Annotated in this window: 24 protein-coding genes and 1 tRNA gene; 10 read left to right on the top strand and 15 right to left on the bottom strand. The window is 70.6% G+C overall.

Annotation, left to right across the window (positions count from 1 at the left end; genetic code table 11):
* The first annotated feature begins 11 nt into the window (after positions 1-11).
* Positions 12-1,118 (top strand): hypothetical protein, encoded by a 1,107-nt coding sequence (locus EDF21_RS12980; RefSeq protein ID WP_056048945.1) that lies wholly within the window; start codon positions 12-14, stop codon positions 1,116-1,118.
* The gene (locus tag EDF21_RS12985; protein ID WP_056048949.1) at positions 1,115-2,377 is read left to right on the top strand and encodes a kynureninase; all 1,263 of its coding nucleotides are present in this window, start codon (positions 1,115-1,117) and stop codon (positions 2,375-2,377) included. Before EDF21_RS12980 ends, EDF21_RS12985 begins: the two co-directional genes overlap by 4 nt.
* A 78-nt stretch (positions 2,378-2,455) precedes the next feature.
* Here EDF21_RS12985 and nrdF read toward each other — a convergent pair whose 3' ends face one another.
* From nrdF to nrdH, 4 genes are all read right to left on the bottom strand, one after another.
* Positions 2,456-3,457, bottom strand: coding sequence for a class 1b ribonucleoside-diphosphate reductase subunit beta (gene nrdF / locus EDF21_RS12990; protein WP_056048952.1), 1,002 nt, complete (start codon positions 3,455-3,457; stop codon positions 2,456-2,458).
* A gap of 98 nt (positions 3,458-3,555) precedes the next feature.
* Positions 3,556-5,661: a class 1b ribonucleoside-diphosphate reductase subunit alpha gene (nrdE, locus tag EDF21_RS12995; protein ID WP_123571747.1), complete on the bottom strand. Its 2,106-nt coding sequence runs from the start codon at positions 5,659-5,661 to the stop codon at positions 3,556-3,558.
* A 32-nt stretch (positions 5,662-5,693) separates the two neighbouring features.
* Positions 5,694-6,113: a class Ib ribonucleoside-diphosphate reductase assembly flavoprotein NrdI gene (gene nrdI, locus EDF21_RS13000; protein WP_056048957.1), complete on the bottom strand. Its 420-nt coding sequence runs from the start codon at positions 6,111-6,113 to the stop codon at positions 5,694-5,696.
* Between the two features lie 78 nt (positions 6,114-6,191).
* Complete coding sequence (gene nrdH, locus EDF21_RS13005) at positions 6,192-6,425, bottom strand: glutaredoxin-like protein NrdH (protein ID WP_043596549.1); 234 nt, start codon at positions 6,423-6,425, stop codon at positions 6,192-6,194.
* 329 nt (positions 6,426-6,754) lie between these two features.
* Here nrdH and EDF21_RS13010 point away from each other — a divergent pair, with 329 nt between their 5' ends.
* The 3 genes from EDF21_RS13010 (at position 6,755) to EDF21_RS13020 (ending at position 9,555) form a co-directional block, all read left to right on the top strand.
* Positions 6,755-7,963, top strand: a complete 1,209-nt coding sequence (locus EDF21_RS13010; protein ID WP_056048960.1) for an MFS transporter — start codon at positions 6,755-6,757, stop codon at positions 7,961-7,963.
* 106 nt (positions 7,964-8,069) lie between these two features.
* Positions 8,070-8,900 carry an aldo/keto reductase gene (locus tag EDF21_RS13015; protein ID WP_123571637.1) on the top strand — a complete coding sequence of 277 codons (831 nt, stop codon included), beginning with the start codon at positions 8,070-8,072 and terminating at the stop codon, positions 8,898-8,900.
* Between the two features lie 121 nt (positions 8,901-9,021).
* Positions 9,022-9,555, top strand: coding sequence for a ribonuclease H (locus EDF21_RS13020; protein WP_056048966.1), 534 nt, complete (start codon positions 9,022-9,024; stop codon positions 9,553-9,555).
* Between the two features lie 131 nt (positions 9,556-9,686).
* On the opposite strand, the gene EDF21_RS13025 is transcribed toward EDF21_RS13020, so the two are convergent.
* Entirely contained in the window at positions 9,687-10,448 is a 762-nt protein-coding gene (locus EDF21_RS13025) for an SDR family NAD(P)-dependent oxidoreductase (protein WP_043596555.1), read from the bottom strand.
* 69 nt (positions 10,449-10,517) lie between these two features.
* Positions 10,518-13,088 (bottom strand): RNA helicase, encoded by a 2,571-nt coding sequence (locus tag EDF21_RS13030; protein WP_123571638.1) that lies wholly within the window; start codon positions 13,086-13,088, stop codon positions 10,518-10,520.
* Between the two features lie 497 nt (positions 13,089-13,585).
* Here EDF21_RS13030 and EDF21_RS13035 point away from each other — a divergent pair, with 497 nt between their 5' ends.
* Complete coding sequence (locus EDF21_RS13035) at positions 13,586-14,083, top strand: flavin reductase family protein (protein WP_123571639.1); 498 nt, start codon at positions 13,586-13,588, stop codon at positions 14,081-14,083.
* A 21-nt stretch (positions 14,084-14,104) separates the two neighbouring features.
* On the opposite strand, the gene EDF21_RS13040 is transcribed toward EDF21_RS13035, so the two are convergent.
* On the bottom strand, positions 14,105-14,287 hold the full coding sequence (locus EDF21_RS13040) for a hypothetical protein (protein ID WP_056048970.1): 183 nt from the start codon (positions 14,285-14,287) through the stop codon (positions 14,105-14,107).
* Positions 14,288-14,523: 236 nt separating this feature from the next.
* On the opposite strand from EDF21_RS13040, the gene EDF21_RS13045 reads away from it, so the two are divergent.
* Complete coding sequence (locus EDF21_RS13045) at positions 14,524-15,426, top strand: NAD(P)-dependent oxidoreductase (RefSeq protein WP_123571640.1); 903 nt, start codon at positions 14,524-14,526, stop codon at positions 15,424-15,426.
* A 78-nt stretch (positions 15,427-15,504) separates the two neighbouring features.
* Here the strand turns inward: EDF21_RS13045 and EDF21_RS13050 are convergent, their stop codons facing one another.
* Positions 15,505-18,033, bottom strand: coding sequence for a beta-glucosidase (locus tag EDF21_RS13050; RefSeq protein WP_123571641.1), 2,529 nt, complete (start codon positions 18,031-18,033; stop codon positions 15,505-15,507).
* 77 nt (positions 18,034-18,110) lie between these two features.
* Between EDF21_RS13050 and EDF21_RS13055 the strand changes: the two genes are divergently transcribed.
* The gene (locus EDF21_RS13055) at positions 18,111-18,701 is read left to right on the top strand and encodes a TetR/AcrR family transcriptional regulator (protein WP_199736366.1); all 591 of its coding nucleotides are present in this window, start codon (positions 18,111-18,113) and stop codon (positions 18,699-18,701) included.
* Positions 18,702-18,761: 60 nt separating this feature from the next.
* Here the strand turns inward: EDF21_RS13055 and EDF21_RS13060 are convergent, their stop codons facing one another.
* From EDF21_RS13060 to galU, 7 genes are all read right to left on the bottom strand, one after another.
* Positions 18,762-20,360: a methyltransferase gene (locus EDF21_RS13060; protein WP_199736368.1), complete on the bottom strand. Its 1,599-nt coding sequence runs from the start codon at positions 20,358-20,360 to the stop codon at positions 18,762-18,764.
* Between the two features lie 110 nt (positions 20,361-20,470).
* Entirely contained in the window at positions 20,471-21,475 is a 1,005-nt protein-coding gene (locus tag EDF21_RS13065) for a DUF4190 domain-containing protein (protein ID WP_123571642.1), read from the bottom strand.
* 130 nt (positions 21,476-21,605) lie between these two features.
* Positions 21,606-21,809: a hypothetical protein gene (locus tag EDF21_RS13070; RefSeq protein ID WP_056048981.1), complete on the bottom strand. Its 204-nt coding sequence runs from the start codon at positions 21,807-21,809 to the stop codon at positions 21,606-21,608.
* Positions 21,810-21,935: 126 nt separating this feature from the next.
* Positions 21,936-22,011 (bottom strand) — tRNA-Ala (locus tag EDF21_RS13075).
* A gap of 67 nt (positions 22,012-22,078) precedes the next feature.
* Complete coding sequence (locus EDF21_RS13080) at positions 22,079-23,131, bottom strand: hypothetical protein (RefSeq protein WP_123571750.1); 1,053 nt, start codon at positions 23,129-23,131, stop codon at positions 22,079-22,081.
* Between the two features lie 114 nt (positions 23,132-23,245).
* Complete coding sequence (locus tag EDF21_RS13085; RefSeq protein ID WP_056048986.1) at positions 23,246-23,893, bottom strand: GNAT family N-acetyltransferase; 648 nt, start codon at positions 23,891-23,893, stop codon at positions 23,246-23,248.
* Positions 23,894-23,909: 16 nt separating this feature from the next.
* Positions 23,910-24,824 (bottom strand): UTP--glucose-1-phosphate uridylyltransferase, encoded by a 915-nt coding sequence (gene galU / locus EDF21_RS13090; protein ID WP_369794403.1) that lies wholly within the window; start codon positions 24,822-24,824, stop codon positions 23,910-23,912.
* Positions 24,825-24,872: 48 nt separating this feature from the next.
* On the opposite strand from galU, the gene EDF21_RS13095 reads away from it, so the two are divergent.
* A complete protein-coding gene (locus EDF21_RS13095) occupies positions 24,873-25,451 on the top strand; it encodes a 5-formyltetrahydrofolate cyclo-ligase (protein ID WP_043596571.1) in 579 nt (192 codons plus the stop codon).
* 26 nt (positions 25,452-25,477) lie between these two features.
* A complete protein-coding gene (locus EDF21_RS13100; RefSeq protein WP_082460604.1) occupies positions 25,478-25,894 on the top strand; it encodes an FmdB family zinc ribbon protein in 417 nt (138 codons plus the stop codon).
* The last annotated feature ends 50 nt before the right edge of the window (positions 25,895-25,944 follow it).

The following is a 25,944-nucleotide window of genomic DNA, read 5'->3' on the forward strand; positions in this document are numbered from 1 at the left end:
AGGGTCGGGTCATGGACCAGGAGGCGCGGCTCGTCACGGTCGACCACGCCTGGTCGGGCCGGTGGTCCGGTCGCAGCCTGTTGCGCCTCGACGCCCACGGCGTGGTCTTCGCCGGATCGGCCGACGCGCACGACGCCGACACCCTGGCCGGCGCCGAGCTGCCCCACGTGCCGGGCACCGTGCTCGCCCCCTTCACCGACTCGCACGTCCACCTCGGCCTGATCGACGCCACGCAGCTGCCCGTCGGCGGCATCTCGCGGGTCGTCGACCTCGGGTGGGACCCGACGGTCGCCTCCGGCTGGCTCGGCCGGTCGGGTCGCGACGGCTGGCCCGAGGTGGCGATCGCCGGCGGGTTGATCACGGCGCCGGGCGGGTACCCGAGCCGGGCGGGCTGGGCGCCGCCCCGCGCCTCCCTCCCGGTCGGCGGCCTCCGCGCCTCGACCCGGCTGCGCCGCGCGGCCCGGCTCGTCGAGCAGCAGCACGCCCTCGGCGCCTCGATCGTCAAGGTCGCCCTGAACTCCGACGTCGGCCCCGTCCTCGACGACGCGATGCTGGCCGCCGTCGTCGACGCCGCACACGGGCTCGACCTGCCCGTGGTCGCCCACGTCCAGGGCGTCGGCCAGGCGGCACGCGCGGCCGACGCCGGGGTCGACCGGCTCGCCCACACGCCCTTCAGCGAACGGCTCGACGACGACCTCATCGCCCGGCTGGCCGCGTCCACGACGTGGGTGAGCACGCTCGACATCCATGGCTACGGTCTCGGTGGGGTCGCGCACGAGACAGCCGTCGACAACCTGTCGCGGTTCCGTGCCGCCGGGGGCCGGGTGCTCTACGGCACCGACCTCGGCAACGGCGACCTTCCGCTCGGGGTGAACGAACGCGAGCTGCGCGCGATGGGTCGGGCCGGCTTCGGGCTGGCCGGCCTGCTCGACGCCCTCGCCCCCGACGTCGCCGGGCCCACCGGCGGTGCGCGCCTGCCGTTCACCCGCGTGACCTGGATCGCCGACGCGCCCCGCGCCTCCGCGGCCTCCGACGAACGGGCCGCCTGGCTCGCCCGCGCGACCGCACTGACCGCCGACGAGCTGCTCGCCGTCGCCCTCGAGGAGAAGACCCGATGACCGATCCGCTCGCCTACCCCGTCGACGCCACCGACCCCGACGAGCAGGCCTCGGCGCATCCCGCCGGCCCGCTCGACGCCACCGACCCGCTGGCGTCGTACGTCGACCGGTTCGTACCGGCCGTCGACGTGGTGTCGTACCTCGACGGCAACTCGCTCGGGCGGCCCGTGACCGCCACGCTGTCGCGGCTGTCCGAGTTCGTCGAGGGCGCCTGGGGCACGCGGTTGATCCGCTCGTGGGACGAACGCTGGATGGCCCTGCCGACCGAGCTCGGCGACCGCATCGCGGCGGCCTGCCTCGGTGCCGCCCCGGGCCAGACGGTCGTGGCGGACTCGACGACCGTGCTGCTCTACAAGGCGATCCGTGCGGGCCTGCGGGCTCGGCCCGACCGCCACGAGATCGTCATCGACGACGACCAGTTCCCGACCGACCGCTTCGTCGTCGAGGGCATCGCCCGCGAGCACGGGGCCACGATCCGCTGGATCGCCGTCGACAAGGCGACCGGCGTGACCGTGTCGCAGGTGCGCGACGTCGTGGGGCCCGACACCGCACTGCTGCTGGTGAACCACGTGTCGTACCGGTCGGGCTGGTTGGTCGACCTGCCCGCGATCACGACGCTCGTGCACGAGGCGGGCGGTCTCGTGCTGGCCGACCTCTGCCACAGCGTCGGCGTCGTGCCGATGCAGCTCGACGAGTGGGGCGTCGACCTCGCCGTCGGCTGCACCTACAAGTACCTGAACGGTGGGCCGGGAGCTCCCGCGTTCGTCTACGCCCGCGCCTCGCTGCTGCCCGAGCTCGACCAGCCGATCCAGGGGTGGATGGGCGCCGCCGACGTGTTCGCCATGGCCGACGGGTACCAGCCGGCGACCGGCATCCGGCGGTTCATCAGCGGCACTCCCCCGGTGATGGGCATGCTCGCGATGCACGACATGCTCGACCTGATCGACGAGGCCGGCATCGATGCCATCCGGTCGAAGTCGCTCGCCCTGACCGACTACGCCTTCGACCTCGTCGACGCCTGGCTCGTGCCGCTCGGGGTGACCGTCGCGACGCCTCGCGAACCGGACCGCCGCGGCAGCCACGTCACGATCACGCACGACTCGTTCCGGTCGATCGTGGCGCGGCTCTGGGAGGCCGGTGTCGTGCCGGACTTCCGCAACCCCGACGCCCTGCGCATCGGACTGTCGCCGCTCAGCACCTCGTTCGCCGAGGTGCGGATCGGCATCGCCGCGATCCGTGCGGCGCTGCTCGCCGACTGAGCCCGCACGCGGTCGGACCGGACGCAGAACAGGCGCCGCCCGGGATGGGCGACGCCTGCTGCGTGGTGCGGGGGTGGGTCAGAAGTCCCAGTCCTCGTCTTCGGTGTTGACGGCCTTGCCGATGACGTACGACGAACCCGACCCCGAGAAGAAGTCGTGGTTCTCGTCGGCGTTCGGCGAGAGCGCGGACAGGATCGCCGGGTTCACGTCGGTCGTCTCCTTGGGGAACATCGGCTCGTAGCCGAGGTTCATCAGCGCCTTGTTGGCGTTGTAGTGCAAGAACTTCTTGACGTCTTCGCTGAGGCCGACGCCGTCGTAGAGGTCTTGCGTGTACTGGATCTCGTTCTCGTAGAGCTCGAAGAGCAGGTTGAACGTGTAGTCCTTGATCTCTTGCTTGCGCTCGTCCGAGGCGCCTTCGAGACCCTTCTGGAACTTGTAGCCGATGTAGTACCCGTGCACGGCCTCGTCGCGGATGATGAGGCGGATGAGGTCGGCCGTGTTGGTCAGCTTGGCGCGCGACGACCAGTACATCGGCAGGTAGAAGCCGCTGTAGAACAGGAACGACTCGAGCAGCGTCGAGGCGACCTTGCGCTTCAGAGGGTCGTCGCCCGTGTAGTAGTCGAGGACGATCTGGGCCTTCTTCTGCAGGTTGACGTTCTCGGTCGACCAGCGGAAGGCGTCGTCGATCTCGGGGGTCGACGCGAGGGTCGAGAAGATCGACGAGTAGCTCTTGGCGTGCACCGACTCCATGAACGCGATGTTCGTGTAGACGGCTTCTTCGTGCGGGGTGATCGCGTCGGGGATCAGGCTGATCGCGCCGACGGTGCCCTGGATGGTGTCGAGCAGCGTCAGGCCGGTGAAGACCCGCATCGTCATCTGCTGCTCTTCGGGCGTGAGGGTGTTCCACGACTGGACGTCGTTCGACAGCGGGATCTTCTCGGGCAGCCAGAAGTTGTTGACCAGCCGGTTCCAGACCTCGACGTCCTTGTCGTCGTGGATGCGGTTCCAGTTGATCGCACTGACCGACGAGATCAGCGGGACCGACTTGCCGGTGGCGTGGACCGGATCGGTGAGGGTCATGACGTGCCTTTCAGGAGCAGGAGTGTGAGTTCAGGAGGCGCGGGCCGGTCGTCGAGACCGGCCCGCGCCGGGTGGCGCAAGGACTCGAGGCGCAGGGCCTAGAGCATGCAGCTGACGCAGCCGTCGACCTCGGTGCCCTCGAGCGCGAGCTGGCGGAGGCGGATGTAGTAGATCGTCTTGATGCCCTTGCGCCATGCGTAGATCTGCGCCTTGTTGATGTCGCGCGTGCTCGCCGTGTCTTTGAAGAACAGCGTGAGCGACAGGCCCTGGTCGACGTGCTGCGTCGCCGCGGCGTAGGTGTCGATGATCTTCTCGGGCCCGATCTCGTAGGCGTCGGTGTAGTACTCGAGGTTGTCGTTCGTCATGAACGGCGCCGGGTAGTACACGCGACCGAGCTTGCCCTCTTTGCGGATCTCGATCTTCGACGCGATCGGGTGGATCGACGACGTCGAGTGGTTGATGTACGAGATCGACCCGGTCGGCGGCACGGCCTGGAGGTTCTGGTTGTAGATGCCGTGCTGCATGATGCTGGCCTTGAGCGCGAGCCAGTCGTCCTGCGTGGGGATCGCGACGCCGGCGTCGGCGAACAGTGCCGCCGCCCGCTCGGTCTCGGGCTTCCACTCGGTCTCGGTGTACTTGTCGAAGAAGGTGCCCGACGCGTAGGTCGAGTCCTCGAAGCCGCCGAAGGTGACGCCACGCTCGATCGCGATGGTGTTCGAGGCGCGCAGGGCGTGGAACAGCACCGTGTAGAAGTAGATGTTCGTGAAGTCGATCGCCTCGGGCGTGCCGTAGTGCACCCGCTCGCGGGCGAGGTAGCCGTGCAGGTTCATCTGGCCGAGGCCGATGGCGTGCGACTGGTCGTTGCCGACCTCGATCGAGCGGACCGACGTGATGTGGCTCATGTCGCTGACGGCGCTGAGGCCACGGATCGCGGTCTCGACGGTCTTGCCGAGGTCGGGGGCGTCCATCGACAGGGCGATGTTCATCGAGCCGAGGTTGCAGCTGATGTCCTTGCCGATCTCGTTGTACGAGAGGTCTTCGTTGAAGGTCGTCGGCGTGTTGACCTGCAGGATCTCGGAGCACAGGTTCGACATGTTGATGCGACCCTTGATCGGGTTCGCCTTGTTGACCGTGTCCTCGAACACGATGTAGGGGTAGCCCGACTCGAACTGGATCTCGGCAATCGTCTGGAAGAAGTCGCGCGCCTTGATCTTGGTCTTCTTGATGCGCGAGTCGGCGACCATCTCGCGGTACTTCTCGCTGATCGCGACGTCGCCGAAGGGGACGCCGTAGACCTTCTCGACGTCGTACGGCGAGAAGAGGTACATGTCTTCGTTGTTCTTGGCGAGCTCGAACGTGATGTCGGGCACGACGACGCCGAGGGACAGCGTCTTGATGCGGATCTTCTCGTCGGCGTTCTCACGCTTGGTGTCGAGGAACCGCATGATGTCGGGGTGGTGTGCGCTGAGGTACACCGCACCGGCACCCTGGCGGGCACCGAGCTGGTTGGCGTAGCTGAAGCTGTCTTCGAGCAGCTTCATGACGGGGATGATGCCCGACGACTGGTTCTCGATCTGCTTGATCGGGGCGCCGGCCTCGCGGATGTTCGAGAGCGACAGGGCGACGCCGCCACCGCGCTTCGACAGCTGCAGCGACGAGTTGATGCCGCGCGAGATGGACTCCATGTTGTCTTCGATGCGCAGCAGGAAGCAGCTGACGAGCTCGCCGCGCTGGGCCTTCGCCGTGTTGAGGAAGGTCGGCGTGGCCGGCTGGAACCGGCCCGCGATGATCTCTTCGACGAGGTCGACGGCGAGCTTCTCGTCGCCCTGGGCGAGGCCGAGGGCGGTCATGACGACGCGGTCCTCGAAGCGCTCGAGGTAGCGCTTGCCGTCGAACGTCTTGAGCGTGTACGAGGTGTAGTACTTGAACGCGCCGAGGAAGGTCTGGAAGCGGAACTTCTTCGAGTAGGCGAGGTCGTTCAGCTTCTCGATGAAGGCGAAGTCGTACTGCTCGATGGTGGCGAGCTCGTAGTACTCGTTCTCGACGAGGTAGTCGAGACGCTCACGCAGGTTGTGGAAGAAGACCGTGTTCTGGTTGACGTGCTGCAGGAAGTACTGCTTCGCCGCCTCGCGGTCCTTCTCGAACTGGATCTCGCCGGACGGACCGTAGAGGTTCAGCATCGCGTTCAGGGAGTGGTAGTCCATCCCCGAGCTGAGACCCTGCCCCGGGGCGGCGATCACTTCGAGGTCATCGACTGCTGCGTCCAAAATTCTTCCAATCCTGTGTGTACGGCTTGTACGTCGTCTGGTGTTCCGAAGACTTCGAAACGGTAGAGAAGGGGAACGTCGCACTTGGCGGCGACGATGTCACCGGCCAGGCAGTAGCCCTCTCCGAAGTTGGTGTTGCCCGCCGCGATCACGCCTCGGATGAGGCGCCGGTTGCCCTCGTCGTTGAGGAACCGGATGACCTGCTTCGGGACGGCGCCTCGTCCTTCGCCGCCACCGTAGGTCGGCAGGACGAGGACGTAGGGGTCACGGACGTGGAGCGGCGGCTCGGACGGGAACAGCGGGATGCGCCGGGCCGGCAGACCGAGCTTCTTGACGAAGCGGTCGGTGTTGCCCGAGACGCTCGAGAAGTAGACGAGTTCGTTCGTCATGACGAGTCCTCGCCTCCGACGTGTTGTGGGCCCGAGCCCCGGGTCATCCGACTGGTGGGGCGCTGTGCGCCGGGTCGACTAGTCGACCTTGGCGGCCAGCGCGGCGATCTTGTCGGGGCGGAAACCGCTCCAGTGGTCGTCGTCGGCGATGACCACGGGGGCCTGCATGTAGCCGAGGGCGCGGACCTTCTCGAGGGCGGCGTCGTCGGCCGTGACGTCGAGCACGTCGTACTCGATGCCCTTGTTGTCGAGGGCTCGGTAGGTGGCCGTGCACTGGACGCAGGACGGCTTGGTGTAGACGGTGATGGCCATGGGATCCCCTGTGTTCTGGCCGGCCCCTGAGGCCGGATCGGTGGTTCGTGAGCCTGCGGGTCGTGGTGCCCGTGGCGACTCCTCGATACTACATCTAGTGGCCCGGGGTTGCCCCCACAACTAGATGCGGTGTTACACGCCTGTAGTTCGTCTCGCAGAGTTGTCCACAGGGAACCGCACACGTTTTGCACAGAACGAGGGCGGTTCTCCCCGGTTCTGCGCCGTTCTCCACATGTTCGTCCCCACCACCGACACTCGTCGACGGATGTCCCCAGTTCGGGACCACGGCGTGTCGCGGACCGCGGACCCACTCGTAGACTTGTCCCCTCGTGAGCACCTATTCGACCCTGCTGAAGACGCCCGGCGTCTCGCGCATCATCGCGGCCCAGCTGACCGCGCGCTTCCCGTTCGGCATGCTGTCGCTCGCGTTCCTGCTGCACGTCGAGCACGTCCACCACTCGTACGCCGCGGCCGGTCTCGTCCTCGCGGCGACGAGCATCGGTCAGGCGATCTCGGGGCCGCTCACCAGCCGGTGGATGGGCCGCTGGGCGATGCGCCCCGTGCTCACCCTGACCCTGGTGGTCTGCCTCATCACGATGGTCACCTTCACCCTGTACGACTTCTCGGTGCCGGTGTTCATGGCGCTCGGCTTCGTGACGGGCCTCAGCGTGCCTCCCGTCCAGCCGGCCGTCCGCACCATCTACCCGAAGATGGTCACCTCGAACCAGCTCACCCCCCTCTTCTCCCTCGACGCGTCCGCGCAAGAGATCATCTGGGTCGCCGGTCCGGTCATCACGACCTTCGTCGGCACGCAGGTCGGCACGCGAGAGGCGATCTGGCTCGCGGCCGCGTTCCTGGTCGGCGGCGGCATCTGGTTCATCGCCTCGCCCGAGGTCGGACGCGTCCGCATCCCCCGCAGCAAGCGGGCCTTCGGCAAGGTGCTGGCCCGGCCGACCGTGCTGCTCGCGACCGTCGCCGGGTTCCTGCTCATCGGCGCCTGCGCCGCGGTCGAGGCCGGCGTCGTCGCGCTCTTCGGCGAGGGGAGCGCCGACTCGGGCATCGCCCTGGCGATCTTCGCCGCGGGGTCGCTGGTCGGCGGTCTCGCCCTCGGGCACGTCCCGGTCGGCCCGTGGGCGCTCGCCCGCCGCATCGCCATCGTGTTCGTGGGCATGACCCTCGCGATCTTCGCGACGGGCCTCTGGCCGATCAGCATCACGCTGCTGATCGCGGGCGTCGGCATCGCACCCGCCCTGGCCGTGATGTTCGCGATCGTCTCGTCGAGCGTGAAGTTCAGCGACACGGCCGAGGCCTACGGCTGGGCCGGCACCGGCCAGCTGATCGGCTCGGCCCTGGGTTCGGCCATCGCCGGCTTCGCGATCGACCACGTCGGCGGCCAGGGCGGGCTCATCGTCGCCGCCTGCTTCGCCTTCGTCGGCATGATCGTCGGGGCCGCGTTCCACAAGGCGCTGCCCGACCTCCGCGGCCGTGACGCCAGCCCCCTGCCCGACACCGAACCGGTGCCGGTCCAGACGAGCTGACCCGCGCCTCCTCGTCCCTCGGGCGTCGGGCCCGGCGCGCACCGTTCACCGGACGGTCGCCCGGTGCGTGCGACACGCGTCGGTCGGTCGCTGGCAGAGTTGGGGCATGCCCTCCATCGACGTGCCCCAGATCACCCTCAACGACGGCCGCACGATCCCCCAGCTCGGCCTCGGCGTCTACAAGGTCGCCGACGACGAGGCCGAGCGGGTCGTCGAGACCGCCCTCGCCGAGGGGTACCGCCACCTCGACACGGCCGAGTTCTACGCCAACGAGCGGGGCGTGGGCCGGGCCCTGCGGGCCTCGGGCGTGCCGCGCGACGAGGTGTTCCTCACGACCAAGGTCTGGAACACCGCGCACGGCTACGACGAGACGCTCCGCTCGTTCGACGAGAGCCTGACGAAGCTCGGCACCGACCACGTCGAGCTCTACCTCATCCACTGGCCGGCTCCGCGGCAGGACAAGTACGTCGAGACCTACCGCGCGCTCGAGACGATCCGGGCCGAGGGCCGCGCGCTCTCGATCGGCGTGAGCAACTTCCAGATCGCGCACCTCGAGCGCCTGATGGCCGAGACCGACGTCGTGCCGGCCATCAACCAGGTCGAGGCGCACCCGTGGTTGCAGCAACGCGAGCTGCGCGACTTCGACGCCGCCCACGGCATCGTCACCGAGGCGTGGTCACCGCTGGCGCGAGGGCGCATCCTGGACAACGCCGCCCTGGTGCGCATCGGCGCGAAGCACGGGGTCACCCCGGCCCAGGTGACGATCCGCTGGCACCTGCAGCAGGGGCTCGTCGTGATCCCGAAGTCGGTCACGCCGTCGCGCATCCGCGCCAACCTCGACGTCTTCGGCTTCGAGCTCGACGCCGGCGACCTCGCCGCCGTCGCGGGCATCGAGACGGGCGAGCGCACCGGGTCGCACCCCGACCACAACGGCTGACACGGGCGGGCGCCACCCCACCGGGCGATCGCCGACACCCCCGCAGGAGGCGCGGGTCCGGTCGGTCGCGCCCGGCACGTTACCGTGGACCGGCAACCCGTCGACGCAAGGAGCACCCCGCATGACCATCACCGCCGCAGCAGACGGATCGGCCCTCGGCAACCCCGGCCCCGCCGGATGGGCCTGGTACGTCGACGACGAGCGGTGGGCGGCCGGCGGCTGGCCGCGTGCCACCAACAACCAGGGCGAGCTCACCGCCGTGCTCGAGCTGCTGCGCGCCACGGCCGGAACCGACGACGACCTGCACATCCTGTGCGACAGCCAGTACACGATCAAGGCCTGCACCGAGTGGATGCCCGGCTGGAAGCGCAAGGGCTGGCGGAAGGCCGACGGCAAGCCCGTGCTCAACGTCGAGATCCTCAAGGAGCTCGACGCCGCCCTGGCCGGGCGGAAGGTGCGCTTCGAGTGGGTCCGCGGCCACGTCGGCCACGAGATGAACGAGGCGGCCGACGTGCGGGCCCGGGGCGCGGCCACGGCGTTCCAGAACCGCACCGACGTGCCGTCCGGGCCCGGCTGGCCGGGGGCACCGGTCGCCACGACCGACCCGATCGCGGCGCCGGCGACCCCGCCCGCGCCTCCGGCGACGCTCTTCTGACGCGCCCCGCCCGCACCGCACCGCGAATCGTGCACCGCACCTGATCTAGACGCGGTGCCGTGCACGAATCGCGGTGCCGCACCGTGCACCGCGCCACACCGGACCGCACCGCACCGCACCACGCAGCGCGGCTACATCGAGGGGTGCGTGCTCGACAGCCCGCCGTCGACGACGAACTGGGCGCCGGTCGAGAAGGCCGAGTCGTCGCTCGCGAGGTGCAGGGCGAGCCCGGCGACCTCGTCGGGCTTGGCGAGTCGACCCCGCGGGCTCATCGCGCGGAACGCGTCGAGCACCTGCGGCTGGGCCTCGACCTGACGGCGGAACAGGGCGGTGTCGGTCGGGCCGGGGTGCAGCGAGTTGATGCGGATGTTCCAGCCCTCCTGGGCGGCGTGAGCGGCACTCGACCGGGTGAGCCCGACCAGCGCGTGCTTGCTCGCCGTGTAGGCCGCGTCGTCACCGAAGCCGAGGAAGGACGTCGCCGGAGCCAGGTTGATGATCGACCCGCCCTCGCCGTCGGGGTTCGCGCGCATCTGCTCGATGGCGAAGCGCGTGCCGAGCATGACGCCGGTGACGTTGACCGCGAAGACGCGGTTCCAGCTCTCGAGCTGGGTGACGTCGATCGACTGACCCGAGACGATGCCGGCGTTGTTGACCAGCACGTCGAGTCGGCCGTAGTGCTCGGCGATGCGGTCCATGACGCGCTTCCAGTCGCCGCCGTTGGCGACGTCGTGCTGCACGAACTCGGCCCCCGTCTCGGCGGCCACGGCCGCCCCGTCGACGATGTCGGTCGCGACGACCCGGGCCCCCTCGTCGGCGAACCGGCGGACGATCGCCTCGCCGATGCCCGAGGCTGCCCCGGTGACGATGGCGACTTTGCCGGACAGACGAGACATGGCGACCTCTTCGTGGTGGAACGCGGGTGGAGCTGGTCGGCTGCCGGGGTGGGGCGCGACCCTACGAGATTACCCCTCGACGGGTGACGGTCTGCTCCGCTCGGAGGCCGGCCCGACGGCCGTGACGGTCACGACGGCCTCGCCTCGCTCGTCGCTCGAGGCGAGGTCGACCACGGCCGAGATGCCGAAGTCGTGGTCGCCCTCGGGGTCGGCGAGGATCTGCCGCACCCGCCACACCGTGGGCAGTTGCTCGACCTGGAGCATCTGCGGCCCCCGGGCCGCGGCGTCCGTGCCGATGGAGTCGTACTCGTAGTAGTACCGGTCGAGGGCCTCGCCCCAGCGGTCGGCGTCCCAGCCCGAACCCGCGTCGAGGGCCCCGAGGGCGTCCGCGTCGTCGCGGGCGGCGAGTTCGACGCGACGGAACAGCTCGTTGCGCACCATGATCCGGAAGGCCCGCGCGTTGGCGGTGAGGTTGCGGAGCGTCGGGGGCACGATCTCGTCGTGGGCCTCGAGCTCGCTCGGGTTCACCATCTCTTCCCACTCGTCGAGCAGGCTGGAGTCGACCTGCCGGACGAGTTCGCCGAGCCACTCGATGACGTCGACCAGCTCGTCGGTCTTCGCCTCGTCCGGCACCGTCTGCCGCAACGCACGGAAGGCGTCGGACAGGTAGCGCAGCACGAGCCCCTCGGAGCGGGCCAACCCGTAGAAGGCCACGAAGTCGCCGAACGTCATGGCGCGCTCGTACAGGTCGCGCACGACCGACTTGGGGCTGAGCGCGAAGTCGCCGATCCAGGGCTGCGAGGCCGCGTACGTCTCGAACAGGGCGGTCAGCAACTCGTCGAGCGGCTTGGGCCAGGTGACCTCTTCGAGGAGTTCCATGCGCTGGTCGTACTCGATGCCCTCGGACTTCATCGCGGCGACGGCCTCGCCGCGGGCCTTGAACTGCTGCTGCGACAGGATCGGCCGGGGGTCGTCGAGGGTGGCCTCGACCACGGACACCATGTCGAGGGCGTAGGTGGGCGACTCGACGTCGAGCACCTCGAAGGTCGCCAGGGCGAAGGGCGACAACGGCTGGTTGAGGGCGAAGTTGGCCTGCAGGTCGACGGTCAGGCGGATGGTCGGAGCGCCTCCGTCGGGCGAGGCCTCTTGTACGACGACCTCGGCGGTGCGCAGCGTGCGGTAGATCGAGATGGCCTGCCGGGCCATGGCGTACTGCTTGGCGAGGGGCTCGTGGTTGTCGAAGACCAGCGAGCGCACGTTGGCGAAGACGTCGCCGCCGCGCCCGATGACGTTGAGCAGCATGGCGTGGGTGACCTGCATGTGCGAGGTCAGGGCCTCCGGCTCGGCGGCGATGAGCTTGGTGAAGCTGGGTTCGCCCCAGGACACGAAGCCGTCGGGCGCCTTCTTGCGGACGATCTTGCGCTTCTTCTTCGGGTCGTCGCCCGCCCGCTCGATCTGCTTGAGGTTGTCGATCTCGTGCTCGGGCGCCTGCAGCGTCACCGTGCCCGAGGTGTCGTAGCCCGCGCGACCGGCCCGCCCGGCGATCTGGTGGAACTCTCGCGCGCTGACCTGGCGCATGCGGATGCCGTCGAACTTGGTCAGCGCCGTCAGCAACACCGTGCGGATCGGCACGTTGATGCCGACGCCGAGCGTGTCCGTGCCGCAGATGACCCGCAGCAGGCCGCGTTGCGCCAGTTGCTCGACGAGGCGACGGTACTTGGGCAGCATGCCCGCGTGGTGCACCCCGATGCCCGAGCGCACCAGGCGGTTGAGGGTCTTGCCGAACCCGGTGCTGAACCGGAAACCGCCGATCAGTTCGGCGATCTCGTCGCGCTGCTCGCGGCTGGCGACCTTGATGCTCGACAGCGCCTGCGCCCGCTCGAGCGCCGCGGCCTGGGAGAAGTGCACGACGTAGACGGGCGCCTCGCCGGTCGAGAGCAGTTCTTCGACCGTCTCCTGCACGGGCGTCTGCGCGTAGAAGTAGTGCAGCGGCACGGGACGCTCGACGCCCGTGACCCGAGCCACGGGCCGACCGGTGCGCCGCGCGAGGTCATCGGTGATGCGGGTGACGTCACCCAGCGTCGCCGACATCAGCAGGAACTGCGCACGCGGCAGCAGCAACAGCGGCACCTGCCAGGCCCAGCCGCGAGACTGGTCGCCGTAGAAGTGGAACTCGTCCATCACGACCTGGTCGACGGCGGCGTCGGCCCCGTGCCGCAGGGCCAGGTTCGCGAGGATCTCGGCCGTGCAGCAGATGATCGGCGCGTCGGAGTTCACCGACGAGTCGCCGGTCACCATGCCGACGTTCTCGGGCCCGAAGAGCTCGACCAACGCGAAGAACTTCTCGCTGACCAAGGCCTTGATCGGGGCCGTGTAGTACGACCGCCCACCCTGGCTCAGGGCGACGAAGTGGGCGCCGGCCGCGACGAGCGACTTGCCCGTGCCGGTCGGCGTGCTGAGGATCACCGAGGCGCCTCCGACCAGCTCCATCATCGCTTCGTCCTGGGCCGGGTAGAGGGGCAGCCCCCGCGACTCGGCCCACTCGGCGAAGGCCGTGTACGCCGCGTCGGCGTCGTACGAGTCGGCGCCCGGCGTCGAGGGGAGCAGGGCGGCGAGGGGGGCGACGGGAGCGGGCGACATGATGAGTCAACCCTGCACCATCCACCGGTCCGAGGGCGACGACCACGGACGGGTCGTCCGGCCGCGGGAGCGCGACGACGCCCCCGCGGCCGGTCCCCCGCCTCGTGCCCTGAACCTCCACGAGGTGAGGGGGACTCAAGTAAATCACGAGGAGGCGCGACTCGCGACCCCGAGGACGCGCGGTCCGCGACGACCTCCGGGACGAGAAGAGGGCACGCCCCGGTCGACGAGCGGAGCTCGGACCAGGGCGTGCCCACCGGACCCACGGCCGAGGACCTCACGAAGTCGGATCAGGAGACCACGCTGCGTTCGTCGGCCGCTTGACGGGAACGGGCGCCCCGGTAACCAGCCGGTGAGCGCACTACACCGTACCTCGGACGATGCCCGAGGTGGTGGGTGACTTCCAGGTGATTGGAACACCTCGTAATCCGGATGAAACACCGGACGGCTAACGTCGCGATGAACCAACTGGTTCACATCTCTCGACGGGAGCCCCGATGACCCGCACCACGTCGCTCGACCCGGTCGAACGCTCGGCGTTCGCCGCCTTCCCGAGCGGGGTCGCCGCGCTCGCCGCCACCGGGGTCGACGGCCCGGACGGCATGGTCGTCTCGAGCTTCACGGTCGGGGCCTCGTTCGACCCGCCGATGGTGACGTTCTCCGCACGTCAGGACTCGGCGACCTGGGCCCGCCTGCGCACGGCGCCACGCCTCGGCGTCTCGGTGCTCGCCGCCGACCAGGGCCTGCTCTGTCGTCAGCTCTCGTCGCGCACGCGGGCCGCCCGGTTCGCCGACGTCGACCACGTCGTCACCGACGACGGGGCCGTCCTGGTGTCGGGCACCCCGCTGCGGCTCGAGTGCGTGGTGCACCGCGAGGTGCACGCCGGCGACCACGTCGTGGTCATCCTGCAGGTGCTCGGCGCCCGGGTCGACGACACGGCGGCGCCGCTCGTCTACCACGGCACCGCCTTCCACTCGCTGCAGCCGATCGGCTGACGCGTCGACCGGCCCGACGGCTCAGGCGACGCGTCCCGGGCCGCCGAGGAGCCCGTCGACCTGGTCGACGGCGCCTTCGACGGCGGCCTCGTCGGCCGGGGACTCGCCGTTCAGCTCGACCTCCTCGGGGCTGTCGCCGTGCACGGCCGCCGGGTCGGTGCGCTCGTCGGCGTCGTGGTTCGCGGGGTTCGTGGGCGTGCTCATGAGGGCCTCTCTCGGGGGCCGACGGTCGACCCCGGTCAGGCCGAAGCTACCCGGCACGTCCGATACGGCTCCCAGCGGATGCGGACCCCCGCCGCGCCTCCCGGGCGTCGGGACGGAGTCGGCCCGACCACCCGGGTCCGACCACGGAGGCCCGCCGGCTAGTAGAAACGACGGAGGCGCGGAGCCCGATCCGCGCACCCACAGACCCGCCGGGCGTCCGGCAGAAAGGGCCGACGATGTCGTCTCCCCGCACCCCCACCACCCGAGTCGCCGTCACCGGCGGCAGCGGCAAGCTCGGCCGCGCCGTCGTCCGCGACCTCGCCGAACACGGCTACGAGGTCGTCCTGCTCGACCGCGTCCCCAGCCCCGACCCCGTCGAGGGCGTCGTGTTCGTCAAGGTCGACCTGACCGACTACGGCCAGGTCGCCCAGGCGCTCACGAGCGTGGACGACCGGTACGACCACATCGACGCCGTCGTGCACCTCGGCGCCATCCCGGCCCCCGGCCTGGTGCCGAACGCCGCCCTCTTCACGAACAACGTGACGTCGAGCTACAACGTGTTCGCGGCCGCCCGTGCCGCGAAGATCCGCAACGTCGTCTGGGCCTCGAGCGAGACCCTGCTCGGCATCCCGTTCGACATCGATCCGCCGTACCTGCCGCTCGACGAGGAGTACGCCGTGCGCCCCGAGTCGTCGTACTCGCTGGGCAAGGCCGTCGAGGAGGAGATGGCGCGGCACTTCACGCGGTGGGACCGTCAGCTCAAGCTGATCGGCCTGCGCTTCTCGAACGTGATGGACGACGGCGACTACTCGGAGTACCCCTTCGACGAGACCCCCGAGAAGCGCACCTTCAACCTGTTCTCGTACATCGACGCCCGCGACGGCGCCCAGGCCGTGCGCAAGGCGCTCGAGAGCGACCTCGTCGGCTTCGAGGCGTTCATCATCGCGGCGGCCGACACCGTGATGAACACGCCGACGGCCGTGCTCGCCGAGCAGTACTGGCCGCAGGTCGAGAAGCGCCGGGCGGTCGAGGGCGTCGAGCCGCTGCTCAGCAGCGACAAGGCCCGCGACCTGCTCGGCTTCGTGCCCGAGTACTCGTGGCGCGAGTGGGGCGAGCGCACGGGCAACCACCGCGGCTGACGCCCCCTCCGCGCACCGACGACCCGCGCCTCCTGATCCGACGGACCAGGAGGCGCGGGTCGCGTCACGCGGCGCGCCTCACCCCTCGAGCACGACCGTCGCCTCGAGCGGCAGCTCGGCGACGGACGACCCGACGTGCACCGTGAAGGCGCCCGGCTCGTGGGCCCAGGACCCGTCGCGCCAGTCGGCGAACGCCCGGGCCGGGACGGTCACCTCGACGCGGCTCGTCCCCCCGGCCGGCACCACGACGGGCGCGAACCCGACGAGCCACCGCACCGGACGGTCGACCACGGAGTCGAGGCGCGAGGCGTAGACCTGGACCACGTGCTTGCCCTCGCGGGCGCCGGTGTTGGTGACGTCGACGGCCACCTGCACCGCGCCTCCTGCGCTCACCGTCGAGGTCACGTCGAGGCCCGAGAGCGACCAGGTCGTGTAGCCGAGGCCGTGCCCGAAGGGGTAGGCCGGGGTCGTGCCGGCCTTCAGCCAGGCGCGGTAGCCGACGTGGATGCCCTCGTCGTAGACGACCTCGCCGTCGACGGGGGTGACGTCGATCACGGGCACGTCCGCCTGCGTGGCGGGCCACGTCGTGGGCAGACGGCCGCCGGGCTCGACGGCACCGGTGAGGACGTCGCCGAGCGCGTGGCCGTACTCCTGACCACCGAACCAGGTGAGGAACAGGGCGTCGACCTCGTCACGCCACGGCATCGTCACCGGCGATCCCGCGTTGACGACCACGACGGTCGTCGCGGCGGCCGCCGCCACGCGCGAGACGAGCTCGTCCTGGCGGCCGGGCAGGTCGAGCGAGGTGCGGTCGAAGCCCTCGGACTCGACCTTGCTGTTCGTGCCCACCACGACGATCGTCAGGTCGGCGGCCGCCGCGGCCGCGACGGCCTCGTCGATCAGCCCGGACGGGTCGGCGTCGTCGGGCTCGATGCCGAAGGTGTAGCTCAGGGCTCCGCCGAGTGCGCTCGCCCCGATGGTGTGGTCGATGACGACGTCGATCGGTCGCCCCTCGACGACCGCCACGGCCGCCGACTGCGACGGCGGTGCGAGGAACGCCGCGCCGAGGTCGTCGCCGACGGCCTCGCTCGTGCCGTCGAGCACGACCTCGCCGTCCACGCGGATGACCGAGTGGCCGACCGAGGCCACGCCGAGCAGGATCTCGCCCGTGACCTCCGGCGTGTAGCGGGTCGAGAAGCGCACCGTGTCGCTGCGCTCGATGGGGGCGTCGCCACCGAACCAGACGAGCGCGGTGGCCCGACGGTCCTCCGAGAACAGCTCGTCGTCGCCCGAGCGGAACGACACACGGACGCCGGGTTCGCCCGTCTCGGGATTGGTGATGCGGTCGAGGGGCAGCTCGGCCACGCCCTCTTGCACGACGGCGCCGACCGAGTAGGTCACGGTGGCGCCCGGGAAGGCCTGCTCGATGCCCTCGACGGGCGTGACGACCTTCTCGGGCAGCACGGTGGCGCTGCCACCGCCCTGGGTCCGCGCGAACCGCGCGTTGTGGCCGACGACGGCGACGGACCGGACGATCGCGGGGTCGACCGGCACCGCGCCTCCCCGGTCGTGGGCCAGGACGGTGCCGGCGGCCGCGGCCTCGCGGACGAAGGCGATGCCGTCCTCGACCGTGGTCGGCGTCGCGGCGACCGGCTCGAAGCCGTCGAGGGCTCCGACGCGGGCGGCGAGCTGCAACAGGCGCAGCACCTTGCGGTCGATCGAGGCCTCCGGCACCTCTCCCGCCCGCACGGCGGCGACGAGGGCGTCGCCCCAGGGGCCGTCCGGGCCGGGCATCACGAGGTCTTGCGAGTGCTTCGCGCTCTCGACGCTCCGCACGCCGGTCCAGTCGCTGACCACGACGCCGTCGAAGCCCCACTCGCTGTTCAGCGGCGTCTCGAGCAGTTCGTTCTCGGTCGCGGTCACGCCGTTGATCGAGTTGTACGACGACATGACCAGCCAGGCGTGGGCCTCGGTGACGGCCTTCTCGAACGCCAGCAGGTAGAGCTCGCGCAGGGCCCGGTCGCTCACCACGGTGCTCGCGGTGAAGCGGTCCGTCTCGTAGTCGTTGGCGACGTAGTGCTTGGGGGTCGCGCCGACGCCGTTGTCCTGCACGCCGTGGACGTACGCAGCGGCGAGCTCGGCGGTGAGCACCGGGTCCTCGCTGAACGCCTCGAAGTGCCGACCGCCGAGGGGCGACCGGTGCAGGTTGATGGTCGGGCCGAGCACGACGTCGACGCCCTTGCGGCGGGCCTCGACGGCGGCCGCGGCACCGTAACGACGGGCCAGGTCGGGGTCCCAGGACGACGACAACGAGGAGGCGCTGGGCAGGTTCAGGGACGGCGAGCGTTCGTCCCACACCTCGCCGCGCACCCCGCTGGGGCCGTCGCTGACCAGGATGCGCCGCAGGCCGATCTTCTCGTTCGGGTGGGTCGTCCAGAAGTCGCGGCCGGTGAGCAGCTGCACCTTCTCGTCGAGCGTGAGTCGCCCGAGCAACTCGGTCAGTCGGGCCTGGTCGTCCCGGGCCTGGTCGTCTCGGATCTGGTCGTCTCGGATCTGGTCGTCTCGGATCTGGTCGTCGGCCGCGTCGCCGTCGTGGTGGAGGGTCATGACGTGACGCTACCAGCGAAAACCGAGTGACGGTGGGTTTCGGGCCCGACCGCCGACGGTCGCGCTAGCCTGACCGCATGGCACAACGGGGTTCGTACGCGAAGGGTGTGGCCAAGCGCACGGAGATCCTCGACACGGCGCTCGAGGTGGTCTCCCGCAACGGCTTCCGCGGCACGTCGGTCCGGGAGCTCGCCGACTCGGTCGGCCTCAGCCAGGCCGGGCTGCTGCACTACTTCGACAGCAAGGACGAACTCTTCACGGCCATCCTGCGTCGACGCGACGAGGTCGACCTCGCCCTCGCCGACCCGCAGGCGGACATCGTCGAGCAGTTGATCACCGTCATCCGGCACAACGCCGACGTGCCCGGGCTGGTCCAGCTGTTCGCCAGCATGTCGACGGCCGCGACGAGCGACCCGAGCCATGCCGCCCACGCGTACTTCGTCGAGCGCTACGCGTCGATCCGCGCCCAGGTCGCCGAGGCGATCACCGCCCGACAGCGACGGGGCGAGGTGCCGGCGGGCGTCGACCCCACCCGCCTCGCGACCGTCCTTCTCGCGGTCAGCGACGGCATGCAGATCCAGTGGATGCTCGACCCCGCCACCGACATGGCCGAGCACGTCGAGCTCGTCTGGCGCCTCGCGCTGGCGACGGTGACGACCCCCGGCTGACCCCGTCCGGCCGGCGCCCGGCACGTCTCCCGAGCCCGGGACGGGACACGCCCGTCCGGCTCAGGCCCGCAGCATGCCCGTCGTCACCAGTTCGCGGACCTGGGGCAGCAGTTCCGCCCGCAGAGCGGCCTCGTCGGCCCCGAGCAGCTGGGCCAGGGCACCGACGATGGCCCCGACGCTGAGCTCGCCGTCGCAGGCACCGACCAGGGCCGACAGGGCCGTGCCCGAGTCGATCGTGCGGGCGAAGCCGCCGCCCTGCCGCAACGAGATGACCGTGGGGTCGTCGTTGCCCGGCCAGTAGTGGCGCTCCTCGGTGACGTCGCCCGCGACGACCAGCCGACGCGCGGCCAGCTGCTCGTCGTCGAGGTCGCGCAGCAGGTCGATCGCGTCGAGCGTGCCGAGCAGGTGGGCACCGAGTCCCACGTCGTTCTGGCCGAGACCGCCGAGGAGGCGCTCCGTGCGCACCACGGGCAGGCTCGCGTCGCCTGCGGGCCGTCGCACCGTCAGGTAGCCGAACCCGACCTCGACGACCCCCCGGGCCTCGAAGTCGCCGAGCCACGCCTCGTACAGGCGCTCGAAGTCCGCGGAACCGGGTCGGGTGCCGCCGTCGCGGATCCAGGTCTCGGAGTACGCGGTCGGGTCCTGCACCTCGCGCTCGACGACCCAGACGTCGACGGGCACGCCACCCCGGGCCGCCCAGTCGGCGACCGAGTACGCGCCCCTCTTGCCGGCGACCGCACCCGCGCCTCCGGACTCCCAGTTGCCCAGCAGCTGCGCGAGGCCGCCCGGCGCGAGGTGGCGCCCGAGGCCCTCGACGACCGAGGCGACGAGGTCGTCGCCGACCATGCCGCCGTCGCGGTACTCGTACTCGGGCACGCCCTCGGCTCGCGGCGTGATGACGAAGGGCGGATTCGAGACGATGTGGTCGAAGGTCTCGCCGGCGACGGGCTCGAACAGGCTGCCCAGCCTCAGCTCGATGCCGTCGACCAGGTTGAGCGCGGCGTTGAACGCGGCGTAGTCGAGGGCGCGCTGCGAGATGTCGGTGGCCACGACGTGCCGCGCGTGCCGGGCCGCGTGCAGCGCCTGGATGCCGCAGCCGGTGCCGAGGTCGAGCGCCCGGTCGACCTGGCGCGAGATCATCAGGCCGGCGAGCGTCGCCGAGGCTCCCCCGACGCCGAGCACGTGGTCTTCGCGCAGCGCCCCCTCGACGACGAGCTCGCCGAGGTCGGAGGCGATCCACCAGCTCGCCTCGCCCGAGGCGTCGACGAAGGCGTACGGACGGAGGTCGACGAGCGCACGGACCGAGTCGCCCTCCCTCGCCACGAGCCCGAGGGCGACCGCGCCCTCGGCACCCAGGGTCGGCAGGGCGCCGGCCACCGCGTCGACGGTCTGCGGGTAGCCGAGCACGAAGAGCGACGCGAGCGTGGCGGCCGGACGCACGGACTCGTCGCGAGCCGCGCTGCGGGCGAGGGCACGACGGGCTGCGACCCGCTCGCCGCGGAAGAGTGCGGCCCCGGCGTGCGAGCCCCACGCGTCGGCACCCTGCAGCCGCTCGACCGTGAACCCGGACGACGCCAGGTCGGCCCTCAGCCGCGCGAGCAGCTCGGGATCGGTCGAGAGGTGGGGCGTCGGGGCATCGGTCGGGGTCGTCGGAGGCACCCGACCATCATGGTGCAGGAGGCGCGACACCGGTCGCCCCGGACGCCACGGAGCCCCCGTCGCGGACGACGGGGGCTCCGCCCGACACGGGCCGGTGGACGCGGAACGCGTCAGCTGGTGAACACCACGTCGTCGTAGTCGAACGACGGGGACATCTGGAACACGATCTGGTCGGCGTCGGCCACCGAGAACACGATTCGGTACGAGATGGACTGGCCGGCCGGGACGACCGTCGTGGGCGAGCTCTCGATGTCGGAGTCGTAGACCTTGCTGGCCTCGACGCCGCCCGAGGTGGCCGTCTCGTAGGGCATCGGGTCGAAGTTGGCGTCGGTGCCGTTCTCGATCGTCACGGTGAAGACCACGGAGGCCGCCTGGTCGGCGCCGCTCGAGTACTCGCCGGGCGTGTACGCCTCGGGGGCCGAGACGGTCAGGGCGATGCCGTCGTCGTAGGTGAAGGTGTCGCCGAAGGCGTTGTTCTCGGCCGAGGCGTCGCCGTCGGCCGTCCCGGTGTCACCCGAGTCGATCGAGCCGCTCGTGGGCAGGGACTCGTTGATGGCCTGGACGGAGGCGAGCCCGACGATGACACCGAAGATCACGACGGCGATGCCGATCAGGACGCCCAGCCCCGACACGATCGTGCCGATCAGGGCGAGCATGCGCGCACCCTTCTTCTTCACGAGCGCGATGATGCCGAGCACGAGGCCGACGATCGCAGGGATCACGCCGAACCCGACGAACGACAGCAGCAGTCCGACGCCGCCGACGACGATCGAGGCGATGCCCAGGCCGTTGCCGCCCTGCGGCGACTGCGGGGCCTGACCGTAGGCGGGAGCGCCGGTCGGGGCGCCACCGTAGGGCTGCTGCTGGCCACCGTAGGGCTGCTGCGGCTGTCCGCCGTAGGGCTGCTGCGGGCGGTCGCCCTGCGGCTGCCCGCCGTAGGGCTGCTGCGGGGCTCCGTAGGCGGGCTGGGGAGCACTCGGCGGGGGCGTCGTGCCGTAGGCCGGCTGCGGGGGCTGGGGTGCCGACGGCGGAGGCGTCTGGTCGCCGCGTCCGTTCTCGTCGCGAGGGTCACGGGGCTCGTCGGACGAGCCGTAGGGCGGCTGCGGAGTGCTCATCAGGCAAGCATGTCGTGATCTCGACGTCCCCGAGGGTCGAACAGGCTGCGCGACCGGTTTTCGTTACCGATCTGTCGTAATTGATTCACCCTCCGCAACCTCTCGGCGGTCATGCGCCGAATCGGGGTCGTCAGGCCGGCAGCACCGAGATCTCGAACTCGCCGTACATGTGGGCGGCGTCGCGCAGGTGGCGCAGCGCCTCCTCGGCCTCGGATCGCGAGTGGTACGGCCCCCGGGCCGGCGCGCCGGGCAGGGCGCGGGCGTACGAGTACTGCAGGTACCAGACCGGGTGGTCGTGTTCGTCGTGCTGCACGATGCTGACTGCGAGTGACATGCCCGGATGCTACGACCGCCCTCGGCCCGCCGCACCCGCTCACAGCGGATCCATCAGGTCGCCCGGGCCGACGACGGCGGCGCCGGCATGAGGAAGGCCCGGGTCGTGATCGACCCGGGCCTGATGTGGTGGAGCTAAGGGGATTCGAACCCCTGACCTTCTCATTGCGAACGAGACGCGCTACCAACTGCGCCATAGCCCCAGAAACTGCTCTGCCACGATAGCACCTCGTCGACACCCGCATGAACCCGGGCCGGACGCTCCGCGGGTCAGACGGCGCGGCGACGCTGCAGGGCCTCGTCGAGTGAGAAGTCCGACTGCGGCAGGTCGTCGATGATGCCCATGCGGGCGAAGCGACTCGGGGGGCGAGGGGGCGCGACCGGCTCGACCCGCGCCTCCTCGGCGGGGACGGCGGGAGCCGCGACGGGTGCAGGAGGCGCGGTGCGGGCCACCGACGCCCGTCGCGTCGACTGCAGCGCGGCCTCGGCCCGCGCGGCCTCGCGCAGGGCGTCGTGTTGGGCCGACCGGAGGGACTCGACCGAGCGACGGGAGTCCCGCTGCAGCTCGGCCGCCGCGTCGTCGGCCGACGCGGCGTCCACCGAGGCGTCGGGGACGGGGCGCTGGCGGCCGCGCCGCAGGTAGAGGGGCTTCGGGACGGGCACGGGGGTCCACAGGCGCGACTCGGCCGAGGCCTGCTCGTCGCGGATGACGACGCCGTCGCCCATGACGCCGGAGAAGTCCTTGAGCGGCTGCGCGACGGGGGCGACGACCGCCCGGCGGGCGCGCGCCCGCGACACGGCGGCGAGTTGGGTCAGCATCGCGACGGCGCCGGCGCCGAAGACGAGGCCGGCGACGACGAGCACCCACGACGACGTCAGGCCCGCGGCGACGCCTCCGACGACGGCGACGACGCTGACGGCGAGCACCACGGTCGAGACCAGGCGTGAGCGCCGGAGCCGACGGGCGGCGAGGGCCGGGTCGCGGTCGGCGGCACGCAACACGGGGGCGGCCGCGGCGAGCTCGCGGGTGACGGCACGCTGCCGCGCCGCCTCGTGCGCACGCCTCAGGGCCTCGCGCCGCGCCTCCTCGTGTCGCAGGATCTTCTGCGCGTCGGCGACCGAGCGGGCGTTCGCCTCGATGCGCACCTCGTCGGGGACCTCGGCCGTCTGGGCGAGGATGCGCAGGGTCTGCTGCAGCCGCACGGCGTTGCGTTCGGTCGCGAGGTACTCGCGTCGGCGCTGCCAGGTGGGCACGAGGTAGACGAGCCAGAGCGCGGCGACGAGAGCGAGGACGACGCCTCCACCCCACGACTCGATGTTCATGGTGACCAAGGTATGAGCGGGCGGGCCCCGGAGGCCGCTGATCGACAGGTGTGTCCGCGTGTCGCGGCACGGATGTGCCTCGCGACCCGACGAGCGCCCCCGGGGGCGGAGTCGCTAGAGCGGCAGCGCGCGCCCGGCCTCGGCGAGGGCGTCGGCGGGCACGCTGCCCTGCCCGACCGGCACGGTGCCCGTGGTCCAGCGACGCAGGACGCCCTCGGGGACCTCTTCGGCGACCAGCGCGAAGCAGAAGTGGTCGCGCCACGAACCGTTGATGTGGATGTACCGCCGCCGCAGACCCTCGTAGCGGAAGCCCAGCTTCTCGACGACGCGCAGGCTGGGGGCGTTCTCGGGCCGGATGCAGATCTCCATGCGGTGGAGCCCCAGTGCCCGGAAGCAGTGGTCGGTCGCGAGGGCCACCGCGATCGGCGTCGCGTTGTGGCCCGCCGCCGCCTGGGTCACCCAGTAGCCGATGGTGGCCGAGCCGAGCGAGCCGTAGGCGATGCCCGAGACGTTCAGCTGGCCGACGAACCGGCCGTCGAGCTCGATCGCGAACGGCAGACCGAGCCCGGCCCGGGCGTTCGTCTGCAACGAGCGGATGCTGCCGCGCACGTCGTGGCTGGTGAAGCCGTTCGGGTTGGTGGCCTCCCACTGCCGCAGCCACGACCGGTTCTCCATCAGGGCCTGGTCGAGGTCGCGGGTGTCACGGAGACGGAGGGGGCGGATGGTCACCGCCCCCTCCGTCAGCGTGGGGATGTTCGTCACGGAACGAGTCGCCTGCTTACTTCTCGAGCCCGGCGGTGAACTCTTGCAGCCACGGGCGCAGCTCGCCACCGATGTCCTCGCGGTCGGACGCGAGCTGGACGATGGCCTTGATGTAGTCGAGCTTGTCGCCGGTGTCGTACCGACGGCCACGGAAGACGACGCCGTACACGCCGCCGGTCCACTCTTCGGCACCGGCCATCTTCATGAGGGCGTCGGTCAGCTGGATCTCGCCACCCTTGCCCGGCTCCTGCTTCTCGAGGACGTCGAAGACCTCGGGGCGGATGACGTAGCGGCCGATGATGGCCAGGTTCGAGGGCGACTCGCCCTGGGCCGGCTTCTCGACGAGGCCGGTGACCTTGACGACGTCGTCCTCGTCGGTCTTTTCGACCGTGGCGATGCCGTAGAGGTGGGTCTGCGAGGGGTCGACCTCGAGGAGGGCGATGACGGTGGCGTTCTTCTGCCCCTGCACCTCGACCATGCGCGTCAGCAGCGGGTCGCGTGCGTCGATGATGTCGTCACCGAGCAGCACGGCGAACGGCTCGCGACCGACGTGCATCTTGGCGCGGAGCACCGCGTGGCCGAGGCCGAGCGGGTCGCCCTGGCGCACGTAGTGCATGTCGGCGAGGTCGGTCGACTGGTTGACCTTGGCGAGCTTGTCGTGGTCGCCCTTCTTCTTCAGCGTCTCCTCGAGCTCGCTGACGTGGTCGAAGTGGTTCTCGAGCGCGTTCTTGTTGCGTCCCGTGATCATCAGCACGTCGGTGAGGCCGGCGTTGACGGCCTCCTCGACGACGTACTGGATCGCCGGCTTGTCGACGACCGGCAGCATCTCCTTCGGCATTGCTTTCGTGGCGGGCAGGAATCGTGTCCCCAGGCCCGCGGCGGGAATGACTGCTTTAGAAATCGTGAAGCCCATGCGGGTCAGCGTATCCATCCCCGACGTTTCGCGGAGGTTAATAGTCGGACGGTTAAGCTCGTCGTCATGACTGACGACGTCGGCAACGCCAAACGCGCCCTGCGAGCCGAGATCCGCCAGAAGCGTCGCACCCTGGGTGCGCACGAGAGGGACCAGGCCACCGAGGGCATCACGCGGCACCTCACCGACCTCGCGACGGGCCTGTCGGTGCGCTCGATCGCGGCCTACCTGTCGACCGACGTCGAGCCGAACACGCGTCCGTTCCTGAACTGGGCCTTCGCGAACGGCGTCCGCGTCCTGTTCCCGATCACGCGGGCCGACGGCCTGCTCGACTGGGCGGTGGGTGACGGCGAGAGCGAGACCCGGGGCCTCTTCGACCTGCCCGAGCCCGTCGGCGAGGTGCTCAGCCCGATGGCGGTCAACGACGTCGACCTGATCGTCGTGCCCGCGGCGTCCATCGACCACGGCGGCATGCGCATGGGCTGGGGCCGGGGCTACTTCGACAAGACCCTCGGCTCGATGGAGCGTCGTCCGCCCGTCTATGCTGTGGTGTTCGACCCCGAGTACGTCGAGTCGGTGCCCCGAGAGCGGCACGACCAACCCGTCGACGGCGTCGTCACCCCCTCCGGCATCCACGAGTTCTAGACTCGCCTTCCTTCAGGAGCGCCTCCGTGCCCACCTACTCCTACCGCTGCACCGAGTGCGACAACGCCTTCGACATCGTCCAGTCGTTCACCGACGACACCCTGACGGTCTGCCCGGTCTGCCAGGGCAAGCTCCGCAAGGTGTTCAGCCCCGTCGGCGTGACCTTCAACGGGTCGGGCTTCTACCGCACCGACTCGCGTTCGAAGGGCACGTCGGGCTCGGGCTCGTCGGGCGGCTCCGGCGAGAAGGGATCGTCGTCCGGCTCGTCCGACAAGAGCTCAGGAGGCGCGAGCGGCTCGTCCTCGTCGGGCGCCTCGGGCAGCGGGTCGGGTTCGTCCTCGTCCGGCAGCGGCTCGTCGGGCTCCGGCTCGTCCGGCTCCGGCTCGTCGGGCTCGAGCTCGTCCGGTTCGAGCTCGTCGGGCGGCTCGTCCAGCTCGTCCTGACCGGCCGCGGCGACCGGCGGGGCCACCCGAGCGCGCCTCCGTGGTTTGCT

It is taken from the genome of Frigoribacterium sp. PhB118, from assembly GCF_003751725.1.
In the GTDB taxonomy this organism is placed as follows: domain Bacteria; phylum Actinomycetota; class Actinomycetes; order Actinomycetales; family Microbacteriaceae; genus Frigoribacterium.

Coding starts and splice junctions, on each gene's coding strand:
- EDF21_RS12980 (WP_056048945.1), top strand. CDS start 12: ATGGACCAGGAGGCGCGGCTCGTCACGGTCGACCACGCCTGGTCGGGC.
- EDF21_RS12985 (WP_056048949.1), top strand. CDS start 1,115: ATGACCGATCCGCTCGCCTACCCCGTCGACGCCACCGACCCCGACGAG.
- nrdF (WP_056048952.1), bottom strand. CDS start 3,457: ATGACCCTCACCGATCCGGTCCACGCCACCGGCAAGTCGGTCCCGCTG.
- nrdE (WP_123571747.1), bottom strand. CDS start 5,661: ATGGACTACCACTCCCTGAACGCGATGCTGAACCTCTACGGTCCGTCC.
- nrdI (WP_056048957.1), bottom strand. CDS start 6,113: ATGACGAACGAACTCGTCTACTTCTCGAGCGTCTCGGGCAACACCGAC.
- nrdH (WP_043596549.1), bottom strand. CDS start 6,425: ATGGCCATCACCGTCTACACCAAGCCGTCCTGCGTCCAGTGCACGGCC.
- EDF21_RS13015 (WP_123571637.1), top strand. CDS start 8,070: ATGCCCTCCATCGACGTGCCCCAGATCACCCTCAACGACGGCCGCACG.
- EDF21_RS13020 (WP_056048966.1), top strand. CDS start 9,022: ATGACCATCACCGCCGCAGCAGACGGATCGGCCCTCGGCAACCCCGGC.
- EDF21_RS13025 (WP_043596555.1), bottom strand. CDS start 10,448: ATGTCTCGTCTGTCCGGCAAAGTCGCCATCGTCACCGGGGCAGCCTCG.
- EDF21_RS13030 (WP_123571638.1), bottom strand. CDS start 13,088: ATGTCGCCCGCTCCCGTCGCCCCCCTCGCCGCCCTGCTCCCCTCGACG.
- EDF21_RS13035 (WP_123571639.1), top strand. CDS start 13,586: ATGACCCGCACCACGTCGCTCGACCCGGTCGAACGCTCGGCGTTCGCC.
- EDF21_RS13040 (WP_056048970.1), bottom strand. CDS start 14,287: ATGAGCACGCCCACGAACCCCGCGAACCACGACGCCGACGAGCGCACC.
- EDF21_RS13045 (WP_123571640.1), top strand. CDS start 14,524: ATGTCGTCTCCCCGCACCCCCACCACCCGAGTCGCCGTCACCGGCGGC.
- EDF21_RS13050 (WP_123571641.1), bottom strand. CDS start 18,033: ATGACCCTCCACCACGACGGCGACGCGGCCGACGACCAGATCCGAGAC.
- EDF21_RS13055 (WP_199736366.1), top strand. CDS start 18,111: ATGGCACAACGGGGTTCGTACGCGAAGGGTGTGGCCAAGCGCACGGAG.
- EDF21_RS13065 (WP_123571642.1), bottom strand. CDS start 21,475: ATGAGCACTCCGCAGCCGCCCTACGGCTCGTCCGACGAGCCCCGTGAC.
- EDF21_RS13070 (WP_056048981.1), bottom strand. CDS start 21,809: ATGTCACTCGCAGTCAGCATCGTGCAGCACGACGAACACGACCACCCG.
- EDF21_RS13080 (WP_123571750.1), bottom strand. CDS start 23,131: ATGAACATCGAGTCGTGGGGTGGAGGCGTCGTCCTCGCTCTCGTCGCC.
- galU (WP_369794403.1), bottom strand. CDS start 24,824: ATGGATACGCTGACCCGCATGGGCTTCACGATTTCTAAAGCAGTCATT.
- EDF21_RS13095 (WP_043596571.1), top strand. CDS start 24,873: ATGACTGACGACGTCGGCAACGCCAAACGCGCCCTGCGAGCCGAGATC.